We start from the raw sequence: 12,883 nt of genomic DNA on the forward strand, positions 1-12,883 counted from the left end.
GGTGCCGTGCGCCATCGGCATCGCGAATGCGGGCACACGTCGTTCATACAGGAGTACGAGGCAATGCTGAATTATCCCGCCGCCTACCAGTCGACCAAGGGCTCCGCGCTCGACGTGAACAAGCCCTTTTACCGCCGCATCGCCGAAGAGCAGGACCAGCGCGAGCTAATCGAATCGATCGTCGTGCCGATACGCTCGGGGCAAGCCTGGAGCGTGCCCGCGGGACACGTGTTCCGCATCGTGACGATCGAAGGCCCGCAGGTGGCCGACCTCAACTTGTGGAACCGGCACGATCCGCGCGAACGCATGTGGGCTTCGCGCACGCGCCAGCTCCAGCAGGCGCACGTGAGCACCTTCGACCGCCTGTGGTCGACGCTGCCCTTCCTGCGCCCGCTCGTCACCATCACCGACGATAGCCTGGCCGACTACGGCGTCGACGAGCATGGCGGGCGCGTTCACGACCTGCTCGGCACGCGCTGCGACCCCTACGTGAACCGCATGCTGACCGGCGAGGACTTTCATTTCCACTGTCACTCGAACCTCACGCGCGCCATCGCGCCGTATGGGCTCACCGAATACGACGTGCACGACGTGCTCAACGTGTTCCAGTGCACCGGCCTGAATCTGGAGGACAAGTACTTTATGAAGGCCTGCCCGGCGAAGAAGGGCGATTATCTCGAGTTTTTCGCCGAGATCGACCTGTTGTGCGCGCTTTCGACCTGCCCCGGCGGCGATCTTTCGCTGCCGATGTGGGGACCCGATGCACGCGACCCGCTGGAAGTCTGCCGGCCGCTCGGCATCGAGATCTACCGGCTCGCGCCCGCGCTGCTGGAAGGCTGGTCTTCGCCGCCTGTCGCCGAATATCGCGGCCTGCACGGCATGGCGTTGCAGCAGCCGGACTGGAAGTGCGGCTGCTGAATCGCTGCGGCTCTAGCTTACTGCTGCTTTTCGACCTTCTTCGGCTTCGGCGGCGATTCGACCTTCGCGTACTGGAACGCGGGCGTGGCCTTCAGTGCTTCCTTGGTGGCGCCGGGCAGATAGAGATTGCCCTGGCGCACGTCGAGCGAGGCGATGGGCACGGCCACATCGTGCGAGCCGACGCCGAGGAAACCGCCCGCCGAAACGATGGCCGCGGAAACCGAGCCGTCCGGCGCCACGATCAGGTCGCGCACAGTGCCGATCTTCGCGTTGTCGTCGTTATAAACGGGCTTGCCGAGTACGCTCTTCTTCACGCTCCAGCCCTCGAGCAGCGCCTGCGACTGCTCGACCGAAACGCTCAAGGGCTGCGCGCCCGCGATCTGGGCATTCGCGGTGGCACTGGCCAGCACGGCGCTGAATGCGGCTACGGCCAACATCGTCTTGCGGAAATGCATTTTCTTTCGCTCCTGTATTCCGGTTAATTCGCCGCGCAGATCGTTGCGCGTCAGCGCGAGACTGCAGGCGGGATGTCATGTTAGCCGGTATGGGGCGGCGCTGCGCTCAAACTGCTTACGCGAGCAATCACGCAGCGGATGGGCAAGCCCTGGCGTCAATGCGCCGCCCAGCCTTCGGAAGGCTTCTGCAAATCACTGCTGAGAAAATCGAGCAACGCGCGCATCCTCGATTAGTATGGAAAACGTACGGAGTTCGGCACGGACATCACGCCACCCGCAAAAAGCTGACGCGCTCGCGCGAGTCCGTGCAATATAAGCGAACGCGCGCGTCGCCTTTATATGGCTCCTGGAGAACGACATGTCCGCCCTGCCCGCCCGCCACAATCGCGCCAAGGCCAAACTCGCGGCCGGCGAGAACCTGACGGCATTCATGGTCGAGCTGCCGAGCGTGGGGCTCGCGCAGGTACTCGCGGCGAGCGGCGTGGACGTGCTGATCTTCGACATGGAGCACGGCCCGATCGACATGCAAAGCCTCCACGCGATGGTGACCGCCACCCGCGGCACGCCGGTCACGCCCATCGTGCGGATTGCGTGGACCGAGCCCTGGCTCGTCAAGACCGCGCTGGAAACGGGCGCCATGGGCATCAACTTCCCGATGATTTCCACGCCCGAACTCGCGCGCAAGGCGAGCGAATCGCTGCGCTATCCGCCCAATGGCTCGCGCGGCTTCGCGCCTTCGCTCGCCGCCGCGCGCTGGGGCGTGAGCGGGCCCGATTACATTCGTGTCGCGGATTCGGAACTGCTCAACATCATCACGATCGAGGACGCACAATCCATCGAGCAACTCGATGAGATTCTCGCGGTGCCAGGCATCGACGTGGCGGCGATCGCCTCGTTCGATCTTTCGATGAGTCTTGGCGTGCCGGGCCAGTTCGATCACCCGGAGTTGCAGGCGCTCGTGCGCAAGGCCGAGGAGAAGGTGCTGCGCGCGGGCACGCCGCTGGGCGGCGTGGCGCTTGACGCGCAAACGGCGCAGAGGAAGCGCGCCGCCGGCTATCGCATGTTGCTGCTCGCGTTCGACGTGATGATGATCGAGCAGGCGGCGCGCGGCATCGTCGAGGCGGCGACGGCGCCCGCGGATAAAAGCTAGGGTGACTCGCGCTTTCTCACACCATCATCGCCGGCAACGCCTGCGCCAGTTCCTCCACGGCCAGCGGCACTCGCATCGGCACGTGCGGCGTGCGCAGCCATAGCGCGTACGCGTCGTAGAGAAAACCCCGTTGCGCAGGCAACAATTCCACTAGCGCGCCTTCGCGGACCCGCTCGCGCACGAGCCAGAACGGCGGCCATCCGAGCCATTCTCCCGCGGCGACGGCGTCGGCGATCGCGGCAAGATCGTCCAGACGAAAACGGCGCGAACCGCATCGGCGCGACGCCGGCCGCCATCACGCGGACTTCTGCCAAGCGGCGCGCCTTGCTCGACGCCGGCGCCGCTCACGTGATCGCCGCTAGCGAAGAAGACGTGGCCGCACGGCTCGCTGACATCACGGGAAACGAAGGGGCGCGCATCGTGCTCGACGCCATCGGCGGTTCGCTGTCCGAGCCGCTCACGGCTTCGATGTCGCGCGGCGGGATACTGATCGAATATGGCGGCCTGAGCCGCGAGCCCACGCCGTTTCCCTTGCCCGCAGTTCTGGGCAAAACGCTGACGTTGCGCGGCTACCTCGTTCATGAGGTAATTGGCAATCCTGACTGGCTGGAGTGCGCGAAAGCCTTCATTCTGGACGGCCTGGAAGTGGGCGCACTACGGCCCGTCATAGCCAGGACGTTCTCTTTTGAGCAGATCGTCGAGGCGCACCGTTACCTGGAGTCGAACGAGCAGTTCGGAAAGGTGGTCGTCACGCTCTGAACCTCGCGCCGACACTGCGCCAGTTCACGACGAAGCCGCGGCACACTGGGCGCAAAGCCCGAAAACGACGAGACTCGAATGCGTATAGCGAAAGCGCTTCGCCGCAGCGATGGCGGCGTGCTGTTCCTGCAGCATCGGCTCGTCGATGTCCACCACGGTCTTGCAGCTCTCGCACACGAGATGCGCGTGCGGCGCGCCACGCCCAAGCTCGTACACCACGCGCGTTTCGCCAACCCATGTGCTATCGAGCAGGGACGATTCCATCAGTTGCGCAAGCGCGCGATACACGCTCGCCAGGCTGCATTGCTCCACATCTTTCGCAATGCGGCGAAAGACCTGGTCGGCAGTCAGATGCTCGTGTGGCGCATCATGAAATACCTTCAGCACGGCCACGCGGCTGGATGTAGGGCGCAGGCGCGCGCTCTTCAGTTCGGAGTAGACCGTTCTCATACGCAGGGAAAAACACGTCGGCAAGGCCGACAGTTTCCCCGAGAATGCTTAAGGTTTCCTTATGTCAGTGTTGAGTGTCAGGCGGCCCAACTTTATGCTGCGGCGCCGTATGGATCGAGAAAGTATTGGACTGGCGGATACTGAACAGAAGCACGACCTGAGGCCCGCATGGCTTCCAAGCCCACGGTGATCTTCGGCGCGTTCGACCGGCACAACTTTGGCGACCTGCTGATCGCGCGGGTGATGGCGCGCATGCTGCGACGCCGCGAATTGCTGTTCGCCGGGCTCGCCGCGCGCGATCCGCATGGCGATGGCGGGCCAGCCACCGTCGCACTCGCGCGCATCGCCACGTTCGCACGCGGCCGCTCGGTGAACGTGATCCACGCAGGCGGCGAGCTACTGACCTGCAATGCGTGGGAGGCTGCCGTGATGCTCGCACCGCCGCGGCGCGTGCCGGCGCTCATTGCCGACGAGGATACATGGCTGCGCGACGGGCGCGCGTGGGCGCACCAGCATGTTGGCGTGGCGTCGCTCGCGCCGTATGTGCTTTCGAAATCCGCGTTGCCGGGCGTGCGCGTGAAGCATCTCTCGTTCAACGCGGTGGGGGGCGTCGATCTCGATGCACGCAATGCGCAGTTGGGCGCCGACGTGCTCGCCGCACTGCAATCCGCGGATGCGGTGAGCGTGCGCGACCGTCAAACCCAGACGCTGCTCGCGCAACGGGGCATCGAAGCCCGCCTGATACCGGACCCCGCCACGCTGACGGCAGCCCTGTTCGGCACGGCAATACGCCGGCACGCCGCCACCCTCGCGCTGCGCGACGTGCGGCAGGCGTTCCCGCACGGTTATGCAGCCGTGCAATTCAGCGCTGACTTCGGCGACGATGCAACGCTCGATACGCTAGCCGCCCAGCTCGAACTCACGGCGTGCGGGCACGGCCTGGGTATTGTGCTGTTTCGCGCGGGCGCCGCTCCCTGGCATGACGACCTGGCGGTGTACCAGCGGCTCGCGGCGCGACTGTGCGCGGCTCATGTTCGCGTGTTTGCTTCGCTGAACGTCTGGGACATCTGTGCGCTGATCGCTGGAAGCCGCATCTATTGCGGCAGCAGCCTGCACGGTCGCATCGTCGCGATGGCGTACGCGCTTCCTCGCGTCAATATCAGTCATCCTGATCATTCTTTCGCGGGAAGCAAGCATGCGGCATATATGCGGACATGGGAAGCGGCGGGCCTCACCGGCGTTGTGAATCTGGACAATCTTGCCGATGCGGTCGCCAACGCACTGGCGACCGATCGCGAATCACTGCGCGAAACCGCATCCGCACTCGCACGGCGGTATCGGATGGAATTTGAAACGGTGGTTGCTGCGAATCGACTATAGGCCGTGCGAATGATCTATGAGATGGCGACGACACTGCCCTCGGTCAGATAAGCGAGTCATTTTTCGCACAACCATTCGCAAATTTTTTTCATGCCTACGCCGTCCCGTGAACTGCGCCGCCCGTGCGCGATTCGCCGGATCGATACTGGTTTACCCGGTCCGGTTGAAAGTAAAAAAATACCATTCAATCTACGTTTTATACATGGACCCACCGCCTTGCGCGCAATTAACCTTGTCGAAGGTTATTCGATGCGTCTATCGCCGGAATCCACATCGATCACGCAAAGAAACATGCAATCAACGGAGATCAGATTGAGCAGCGAAACCACGTATGGCCATTAGCTTGCCCCGCCGTCACCGGCCTTCGATTCGGCAGACAGCATCTCGACGGGCCGCCGGTACACAAGTTCTGAGAACGGCGGCACACCCATTACCCGCCTTTCATTGCGGCGCGCAAGTACGCAACAAAGCGCGCCGTAACCGGATCTTCCCGCATGGAAGGCCATGCGAGTCCCACGCGCCACTTCGCGTTTTTGCCATGAAGCGGCAGTACTGTAGCATCCCGCAGCAGGTGTCGTGCGCGAGAAGGAATGAACGCAATGCCCACTCCCGCGGCGACCGAAGTCAGGACCGACTGGATGTCTTCGGCCTGCTGCGTCACCTTCGGCACGAAGCGGTGCTCGATGCACCATCGGTCGATCTGTGCAGCGAGCCCCGGCCCGCGTGCACGCACTAGCGAGATGAAGCCGATTTCATTGAGCACGTCGAGATCCGCCGGAAGGCGTGTGTACCGAAGGTGCGGCGGCAATGCGAGCGCAAGTCCCTCGTCTACGACTTTGAACGATGAAAGACCATCCGCGTTGGGCAAGCGGAGGAAACCGGCATCCAGCTTGCCCGCCAGAAGACGGCGCGTTTGCTCTGCGGAAGAGAGGTCGCTCAGGGTGACGGTGACAGCAGGATGCTGCTCTCGAAAATCAGCGATGAGCTTCGGCACAATTGTCAGTACGGACAGGCAGATCCCTAGGCGCAGATGGCCTTGCTGGCCGCTGCTTGCTTCTCGCGCACGCAAGAGGATTTCATCCGCGTCGCGTACGAGCGCCTGCGCATCGGACAGGAACGTCTCGCCAAATGGCGTGAGCTGCGCACCGTGCCGACCGCGTTCGAACAGCCTGCCACCGAGGCTCGCCTCCAACGCGCCGATCTGCTTGCTGAGTGCCGGCTGACTCATGTGCAGCGCATCCGCCGCGCGGCTGAAATGGCGCAGCTCGGTAACTGTGAGAAACGTCCTCAGTAATTTCAGTTCCATTCGGAAAAGTAATCATACTGGTAAGAACATTCATTTTACTGATCGATTGGCGAGGAGTTCAATACGTGCATGCCCCTCTCAAGAATCATTCGCAATGCCAATTCGAACCTTGCCGACTAACGCCCCCCAGACGGCCCTTGAATCTGACGCCATCGGTAAAACGGCGGTCGACAGCGAATCCGACACGACCCTGGTCAGCGACTCCGATGCGCGTAAAGGGCGCAGTCGCCGTTCTCGCTTCGGCGACTTGACGCACGAGGCCCATCATCGCGCGGCGACAGGTGCGATCGCCGTAAGCTTCGCTGTCGTCTCTCGCAGGCACTGGCCGCGTTGAGCGCGGTCGTGCTGCCGCCGCCGCCAAAGCGCGCCGTTGGCCAGCCTGTTCCAGGGCTGGCGTTGCTCATCCCAAGGATCAGGGTTGGCGTTTGCCGCGGGCACCAGCAGGTTTGCCAGTTGGCGTACGCGAACCCGCAACTGGCTTGGTGGCGGGTTTGCTGCGCGGCTTTTGCACGCTGAATGGGCTACCGCTCGTGAAACTTGTGCCCTTATCCCCGGCCACAGCGCGCGGCGCCGCAGGTTTGCGCCTGTTTTCGCCACTTTGCGGGAGCGGTTTTTTGCTGGGCGCCTGCATGGCGCCCGACGCAGCTTGCGGCACTTTGGGCTTCTTGGGCTTTTTGGGTTTCTTGATGATCTGGCCAGTCTCGCTGGTTTGCGGTACGCGGTGTTCGGCTTCAAAACCCGGCTCTTCCTCACGGGGCAGCGTTTGCCGGATCAGCGCTTCAATCGCGGCCAGTTGCGGCGCTTCATCGGCACACACGAGCGACACCGCCACGCCGCTGGCACCCGCGCGGCCGGTACGGCCAATACGGTGCACATAGTCTTGCGCCACGATCGGCAGATCAACGTTGATCACCAGCGGCAGATCGTCGATATCCAGCCCACGCGCAGCCACATCGGTGGCTACCAGCATATTGACTTCGCGCATCTTGAAGCGCTCCAGCGCACGCAGTCGCGCGGGTTGCGGTTTGTCGCCGTGGATGGTGTCGACCGCATAGCCCGCTTCATCCAGCATCGCCGCCAGATAATCCACGCCACTGCGGGTTTTGACGAACACCAGCGCGTGCTCCCAGTTGTTCTCGGCCACAAGGTGCATGAAGAGGTCAGGCTTGTTCCTCTTATCCACCGGCACCACCCACTGCTTGATCTTGCTGGCCGTCGCATTGGGCCGGCTGACGCTGATATTGACCGGGCTGCGCAGAATGCCCGCCGCCATGGCGCGGATATCATCGGTAAACGTGGCGGAGAACAGCAGGGTCTGACGCTGAGCGGGCAAGGCAGCAAAGACGGCGTTGAGTTCGCGCGCAAAGCCCAGATCCAGCATGCGATCGGCTTCATCCAGCACCAGCGTTTGGACTTGATCAAACTGCACTGCGTTCTGGCGATTGAGATCCAGCAAACGGCCCGGCGTGGCAACGAGCACATCCACGCCTTTGCGCAACTTCATCATCTGCGGGTTGATACTCACGCCGCCGTAGGCAGCCAGCAATCGCAGGTCGAGGCCCTTGCCGTAAGCGATAAAGCTTTGCAGCACTTGCTCAGCCAGTTCACGCGTGGGCACCAGCACCAGCACGCGCGCGCGGTTGCTGGACACCGTCGGGCCGTGTTGCACCAGCCGTTGCAACAGCGGCAGCGCAAAACCCGCCGTTTTGCCAGTGCCGGTCTGTGCCCCGGCCATGACGTCCTTGCCACTGAGCACGGCGGGAATCGCCTTGGCCTGCACCGGCGTAGGTGTCTGGTAATTGAGGTCTTGCACATTACGCAGCAAGGGATCGATCAGGCCAAGCGAGGCAAAAGACATTGGCGTATTCCGGGCTAAAACCGTAATTCTAGCGGTTACCGCGCTGACTTCGCCGCGCAGAACCGACGGTCAAGAAGATCGATTTGAACGCCGCTGAATAGCGTAGCGGTGCCACGCGCCGCACCGGCATCATCGCTGGACATGAAAGGTTTCGTTTTTGTGTGTCATCGTACAGAACCACTTCATGTGCTACTGTAGGTACCCAGAGCCAGCAGGACGTTTCAGTCGAACACCAGAAGGATCCTCATGGAATTCAACAATGGCGCTGTACTAGAAGCTCTTCGACTTGCTTTGCATCGACAAATACCGTGGCACAAGCGACCGCCAATCTTCACGTTGCTTCGCTCGCACGGTTTGATCCAGACCGTAGACCAGGCACCTCCCCCCAGCACGAAGTTTCTCCCCACATTACAGATTGCCGTCCTGACGGATAAAGGACAGAGCGAAATCCGGCGCATCGAGGCGTCAAAGCACGTTTCGGGATGGCTGGACGACGACTACTTTGCAACGTTCCTTGCAGGGGTAGTGCTTGCCTGACCACGCATCATTGCGTGCCTGCGATCGCGATATTCACGAATCGGGCCAGATCGCCTCGGGGGCTCTCATGTGGCATTCGGGGAGATTACTCGCCTACGCTGCCGGCGTTCGGACCGCGCGGCTCGACTAGCCGGCGGTCTTCGAGACCCGATTTTCCAGAAGCAGCTTGCCAACTGCCGCATAATTTCGTTGCTGGGCTACGACGTGCTGGGCCCCGGCGTGAAGGTCACGCAATCGCCGCTGCAACGGCGAGGCGTCGTAGAGGGCGCCCCCGCCACCCAGCGCGAAGCACGCGTCGGCAATACGCACACAGGTCGAAGCGATCCACACGGAATTTTGCGTGCTTTGCATGCGCAGCGCTGTGTCGTTGATCGTTCCCGCCAGCGCATGGCCCCAATGGCTCGTGGCCTGTACCTCCATGAACGCCTGCGCCGCTCTCAGGTCGGCTCCGACTCGGCCGAGTTCCGCCTGGAACAGCTCCGAATCACGCATGGCAGTCACCGCGCGAAGCTGCGTGCGGCCGGTATTCGCAAATGCGACGAGTTCCTCCAGCGCTCCTTTGGCCACACCTACGGAGAAGGCACTGTGCATCACAGGAATGAGTTCCAGCACGCTCTGATAGAGCGCCCCTGGAAGACAAGGCACGCCGCCCTCGATATCGAAGAAGTTGCTTTCCGGCACGATCTTGTCGGCGATCGCGATGTGATGACTACCGGAGCCCTTGAGCCCTGCCACGTGCCACGTATCCTCGATCTGCCATTCGGACGCTGGGAGAATGAAGCCGCGTAACAGTGGCGGCCCGTCTTCGCCGGCGTGACCGGGAAGCGGCTTTCCGTCTTTCGTCATCACGCAGAACCCCACCATCCATTCGGCCTGCTGACAACCGCTAGCGAACGGCCAGCGCCCGCTCACGCGCCAGCCGCCCGGCGCCGGCTGTGCGGTGCCCGCAGGTTGGGATGACCCGGCGAGTATGACGTCCGGACCCGATTCGTACACCTGATCATAGGTCCGAATGTTCAGCAGGGAGGCAATCAGCGCGCTTCCACTGGCAATCATCGCGGTCCAGCCCAACGACCCATCGATCTTTGCGAGTTCGACGATCACCCTGAGCCCCTTCGGAAGATCCAGCTCCATTCCGCCGTGACTCCTGGGTACGAACATGCGATAAATGCCAATCGCTTTAAGCGTCTCCACCAGGTCTGAAGGCATTCGGCGTGCCGCCTCGATTTCGGCTGCGCGCGATCGAATGCTCGGCGCCAGTTTGCGGATTTCATCAAGCATACGGTCGACTTCATGGGTCATGGCGTGGGTCCTCTGATGTGAGTATCGCGGAGCGACTTTTTCAGAACGCCCTTGATCCACGAGTTATTCCACACGATGGTAAGCGTCACGCCTAGAACGCGCTCCTGATGACACCTCCATCGGCTCTATCGCCAGTCCGCTTTCGTCGGCCACGACGGGCGCTGCGCTGCGAGAATTTCCACATCCGGATAACGTTGCGCGAGTTCGTCGGCTGCGGCGGCCGTGCTCAGATCGCCCGCAAATCCGTAAACGTCGTTGCCCGTGTTCGCTTTCAGCTGCGCGACCACGTCATCGACAGATGACTGGGAGCGTCCGTTCACGATCACACGAGCGCCCTCCTGGGCCAGCGTCCTGGCGATGGCGAGGCCGATGCCGGCTGTGCTGCCGCTCACCAGTGCGAGTTTGCCTTTCAGTTTCAGGTCCATGACTGACTTCCTTTCAAAAGAAAAGGTAGAAAAGGGCGGCATCGGGTCTCGATCACAGGATGCCGCCTGGAGGTTCAGGTACGCGTAATCGAGGCGCCGCCATCGACGAGCGATGCGGTGCCGGTTACGAACGACGAATCGTCCGATGCGAGGTAGAGGACTGAACGTGCGAGTTCCTCCGGCTTCGCGACGCGCTTGAGCGCATGCAGTCCGGTCACGAACGCCTGCGACTCGTCGGTGTCGTTCATGCCGCGATACATGTCCGTGTCCACCGCGCCCGGCAACACCGCGTTGACGCGCACGCCCTGCGCGCCATACTCTGCGGCGAGCGCCTGGGTCAAGCCGATCAGCCCGGCCTTGCTCGCCGCGTAGGCCGCAGTGCCCGGAAACGCGAACGAATAACCGACGAACGTCGACGTGAAGATGATCGATCCGCCGCCGCGCTTCAGCATTTCGGGAATCTGGTGCTTCGCACCGAGGAAGGCGCTGGTCAGATTGGTCGCCAGCGCAGCGTTCCAGCCAGCCTCCGAAATGCCGGTGCTCGGGCCCATTTCGCCCAGCGTGCCGGCGTTGTTGTAGGCAATGTCCAACCGGCCGAAGCGGTCGACTGCGAGCGCGACCAGCGCCTTCGCGAAGTCCTCCGACTGAACGTCGCCGGCTAGATACACGGCTTCGCCGCCTTCGCTGACGATCTCCGCGGCGAGCGTTTCAAGTTCCGCCGCGCGCCGCGCAGCAAGAACCACCTTGGCGCCTTCCTTCGCAAACAGCTTGGCCGTTGCACGGCCAATCCCTGAACTGGCGCCGGTCACGATGGCGACTTTTCCTGTCAAGCGTTGCATTTTCAATCTCCTGAAGTCCTGCGTTGGCCAGTGCCCTGTGCCCCGGTCTGTGAGCGAAATATAGGCTTCAGTTCTGCTTGCAGAAAGGCATAAAACATGGTCCTATCATTCAGCTTTTATGAATGTTCGGAGAGGGTATGGACCGCCTGCGCGCCTTTGAAGTTTTCGTAACGGTGGTGAGCCGCGGCGGCTTCGCGCGCGCAGCCGATGCGCTCGGCACGTCGCCCGCCAACGTCACCCGCTATGTGAATGAACTGGAAGCACATCTGGGCACGCGCCTGCTCAATCGCACGTCACGTACGCTGTCTCTGACCGAGGGCGGCGAGACGCTTTACGCCCGCTGCAAGGCCATTCTCGACGATGTCGCGGAGACAGAAGGGCTTGTGGCATCCGGGTCGGTCGAACCGCGTGGAAGACTGCGCATCAATGCGCCCGTGAGCTTTGGGATTCGGTATCTGGCACCGCTGTGGCCCGGGTTCATGCGCAAATATCCCGGCATCGAGCTCGACGTCGCGCTGATCGACCGCGTCGTTGATATCGTCGATGAAGGCTACGATCTCGCGATTCGTATCTCTCGCGCCGGCTCCACTAGCCACGCAGCCCGCAAGCTGGCGACATCGCAAAACATCCTGTGCGCGTCGCCGGCGTATCTGGCCCACTTCGGACATCCGACCTTGCCGGCGGACCTGATGCAGCATCGCTGCGTCGGGTACACCTATGCGGCGACCGGCGACGAGTGGCAACTCATCGACCGTAGCGGCAAGACCCACGCTGTGAGGGTCGACTGCCACATGCATACCAATAACGGCGACACGGCACGCGCAGCCGCGCTCGCAGGGCAAGGCGTGATCTGGCAACCGACGTTCCTGATCGGCGACGATCTACGTGCCGGCAAACTCGTTCACGTGTTACCGGAGTATCGCCTGCCTGAGATCGACATACTCGCTATGTACCCGAGCCGTCGACATCTGAGCGCCAGAGTGCGCGTAATGATCGACTTCCTGGTCGAAGCGTTCAGCGGAGTGCCTCCATGGGATCGCGCCAGTCAGAGCAGGTAGATGCCAATGCGGCTCCGGTGTGCCTTATTTGCGATCGGCGCATGAAACGCCACTCGGCTATTCTCGCCCGGGCGGTGGATTTCAGCGATATCGGACCAAAATTCCAGACACGCCGTTGCCATACAACCAATTATCTAAACGCATTGAGGAAGCGAGGCTCCCCGCTTCTTGGAAACCTTGCGCCTCCCCCTCTAAAAGCTTGACGGGCCGACTCAGGGCGTGAAGCGGCCCGCCAAGACACAGTGTCGAAATCGGCGGCTTCCAGGTTAGCAGCGGTCATCCTTTAAAACATGAAGGACAGTCAGGTGAACCGCTTTATTGTCGTCGCCGTTTCCGTGTGATCTAACACCGCGCGTCAAGTCAGGCCCTCTGTTTTGCATTGCACGGGGGGATTTGGGCAATCGGGCTGGGTAGGCGCCCCAAACGTGGCGATCGTAAGCCGCACT

The 12,883-nt window shown here is 62.2% G+C and carries 13 protein-coding genes and 1 pseudogene; 6 read left to right on the forward strand and 8 right to left on the reverse strand.

Going from position 1 to position 12,883, the window contains the following annotated elements; translation table 11 throughout:
- Window positions 1-63 precede the first annotated feature (63 nt).
- A complete protein-coding gene (locus M3A49_RS25385; RefSeq protein WP_028206269.1) occupies window positions 64-918 on the forward strand; it encodes an urea carboxylase-associated family protein in 855 nt (284 codons plus the stop codon).
- Window positions 919-935: 17 nt separating this feature from the next.
- On the opposite strand, the gene M3A49_RS25390 is transcribed toward M3A49_RS25385, so the two are convergent.
- Window positions 936-1,373, reverse strand: a complete 438-nt coding sequence (locus tag M3A49_RS25390; protein WP_266231526.1) for a PRC-barrel domain-containing protein — start codon at window positions 1,371-1,373, stop codon at window positions 936-938.
- 358 nt (window positions 1,374-1,731) lie between these two features.
- On the opposite strand from M3A49_RS25390, the gene M3A49_RS25395 reads away from it, so the two are divergent.
- Entirely contained in the window at window positions 1,732-2,523 is a 792-nt protein-coding gene (locus tag M3A49_RS25395) for an HpcH/HpaI aldolase family protein (RefSeq protein WP_266231527.1), read from the forward strand.
- Between the two features lie 16 nt (window positions 2,524-2,539).
- On the opposite strand, the gene M3A49_RS25400 is transcribed toward M3A49_RS25395, so the two are convergent.
- A complete protein-coding gene (locus tag M3A49_RS25400; protein ID WP_323183254.1) occupies window positions 2,540-2,776 on the reverse strand; it encodes a hypothetical protein in 237 nt (78 codons plus the stop codon).
- A 71-nt stretch (window positions 2,777-2,847) separates the two neighbouring features.
- Here M3A49_RS25400 and M3A49_RS25405 point away from each other — a divergent pair, with 71 nt between their 5' ends.
- Window positions 2,848-3,282: a zinc-binding dehydrogenase gene (locus M3A49_RS25405; RefSeq protein WP_266231528.1), complete on the forward strand. Its 435-nt coding sequence runs from the start codon at window positions 2,848-2,850 to the stop codon at window positions 3,280-3,282.
- 24 nt (window positions 3,283-3,306) lie between these two features.
- Here the strand turns inward: M3A49_RS25405 and M3A49_RS25410 are convergent, their stop codons facing one another.
- Window positions 3,307-3,732: a Fur family transcriptional regulator gene (locus M3A49_RS25410; RefSeq protein WP_028206271.1), complete on the reverse strand. Its 426-nt coding sequence runs from the start codon at window positions 3,730-3,732 to the stop codon at window positions 3,307-3,309.
- 168 nt (window positions 3,733-3,900) lie between these two features.
- Between M3A49_RS25410 and M3A49_RS25415 the strand changes: the two genes are divergently transcribed.
- The gene (locus M3A49_RS25415) at window positions 3,901-5,112 is read left to right on the forward strand and encodes a polysaccharide pyruvyl transferase family protein (protein ID WP_266231529.1); all 1,212 of its coding nucleotides are present in this window, start codon (window positions 3,901-3,903) and stop codon (window positions 5,110-5,112) included.
- Between the two features lie 430 nt (window positions 5,113-5,542).
- On the opposite strand, the gene M3A49_RS25420 is transcribed toward M3A49_RS25415, so the two are convergent.
- Entirely contained in the window at window positions 5,543-6,418 is an 876-nt protein-coding gene (locus M3A49_RS25420; protein ID WP_266231530.1) for a LysR family transcriptional regulator, read from the reverse strand.
- A 412-nt stretch (window positions 6,419-6,830) separates the two neighbouring features.
- Complete coding sequence (locus M3A49_RS25425) at window positions 6,831-8,276, reverse strand: DEAD/DEAH box helicase (protein WP_266231531.1); 1,446 nt, start codon at window positions 8,274-8,276, stop codon at window positions 6,831-6,833.
- A 246-nt stretch (window positions 8,277-8,522) separates the two neighbouring features.
- On the opposite strand from M3A49_RS25425, the gene M3A49_RS25430 reads away from it, so the two are divergent.
- Window positions 8,523-8,813 carry a hypothetical protein gene (locus M3A49_RS25430; RefSeq protein ID WP_254353095.1) on the forward strand — a complete coding sequence of 97 codons (291 nt, stop codon included), beginning with the start codon at window positions 8,523-8,525 and terminating at the stop codon, window positions 8,811-8,813.
- 126 nt (window positions 8,814-8,939) lie between these two features.
- Here M3A49_RS25430 and M3A49_RS25435 read toward each other — a convergent pair whose 3' ends face one another.
- The 3 genes and pseudogenes from M3A49_RS25435 to M3A49_RS25445 all read right to left on the reverse strand — a co-directional run bounded on the left by M3A49_RS25435 (window position 8,940) and on the right by M3A49_RS25445 (window position 11,379).
- A complete protein-coding gene (locus M3A49_RS25435) occupies window positions 8,940-10,115 on the reverse strand; it encodes an acyl-CoA dehydrogenase family protein (RefSeq protein WP_266231532.1) in 1,176 nt (391 codons plus the stop codon).
- 170 nt (window positions 10,116-10,285) lie between these two features.
- Window positions 10,286-10,540, reverse strand: a pseudogene (locus M3A49_RS25440) (SDR family NAD(P)-dependent oxidoreductase); the annotation flags it as partial.
- A 74-nt stretch (window positions 10,541-10,614) separates the two neighbouring features.
- Window positions 10,615-11,379: an SDR family oxidoreductase gene (locus tag M3A49_RS25445; protein ID WP_266231533.1), complete on the reverse strand. Its 765-nt coding sequence runs from the start codon at window positions 11,377-11,379 to the stop codon at window positions 10,615-10,617.
- 137 nt (window positions 11,380-11,516) lie between these two features.
- On the opposite strand from M3A49_RS25445, the gene M3A49_RS25450 reads away from it, so the two are divergent.
- A complete protein-coding gene (locus M3A49_RS25450) occupies window positions 11,517-12,437 on the forward strand; it encodes a LysR family transcriptional regulator (RefSeq protein ID WP_266231534.1) in 921 nt (306 codons plus the stop codon).
- Window positions 12,438-12,883: the final 446 nt, after the last annotated feature.

This window comes from Paraburkholderia sp. CNPSo 3076 (assembly GCF_026343935.1).
GTDB lineage: Bacteria > Pseudomonadota > Gammaproteobacteria > Burkholderiales > Burkholderiaceae > Paraburkholderia > Paraburkholderia nodosa.

Coding starts and splice junctions, on each gene's coding strand:
- M3A49_RS25385 (WP_028206269.1), top strand. CDS start 64: ATGCTGAATTATCCCGCCGCCTACCAGTCGACCAAGGGCTCCGCGCTC.
- M3A49_RS25390 (WP_266231526.1), bottom strand. CDS start 1,373: ATGCATTTCCGCAAGACGATGTTGGCCGTAGCCGCATTCAGCGCCGTG.
- M3A49_RS25395 (WP_266231527.1), top strand. CDS start 1,732: ATGTCCGCCCTGCCCGCCCGCCACAATCGCGCCAAGGCCAAACTCGCG.
- M3A49_RS25410 (WP_028206271.1), bottom strand. CDS start 3,732: ATGAGAACGGTCTACTCCGAACTGAAGAGCGCGCGCCTGCGCCCTACA.
- M3A49_RS25415 (WP_266231529.1), top strand. CDS start 3,901: ATGGCTTCCAAGCCCACGGTGATCTTCGGCGCGTTCGACCGGCACAAC.
- M3A49_RS25420 (WP_266231530.1), bottom strand. CDS start 6,418: ATGGAACTGAAATTACTGAGGACGTTTCTCACAGTTACCGAGCTGCGC.
- M3A49_RS25425 (WP_266231531.1), bottom strand. CDS start 8,276: ATGTCTTTTGCCTCGCTTGGCCTGATCGATCCCTTGCTGCGTAATGTG.
- M3A49_RS25430 (WP_254353095.1), top strand. CDS start 8,523: ATGGAATTCAACAATGGCGCTGTACTAGAAGCTCTTCGACTTGCTTTG.
- M3A49_RS25435 (WP_266231532.1), bottom strand. CDS start 10,115: ATGACCCATGAAGTCGACCGTATGCTTGATGAAATCCGCAAACTGGCG.
- M3A49_RS25445 (WP_266231533.1), bottom strand. CDS start 11,379: ATGCAACGCTTGACAGGAAAAGTCGCCATCGTGACCGGCGCCAGTTCA.
- M3A49_RS25450 (WP_266231534.1), top strand. CDS start 11,517: ATGGACCGCCTGCGCGCCTTTGAAGTTTTCGTAACGGTGGTGAGCCGC.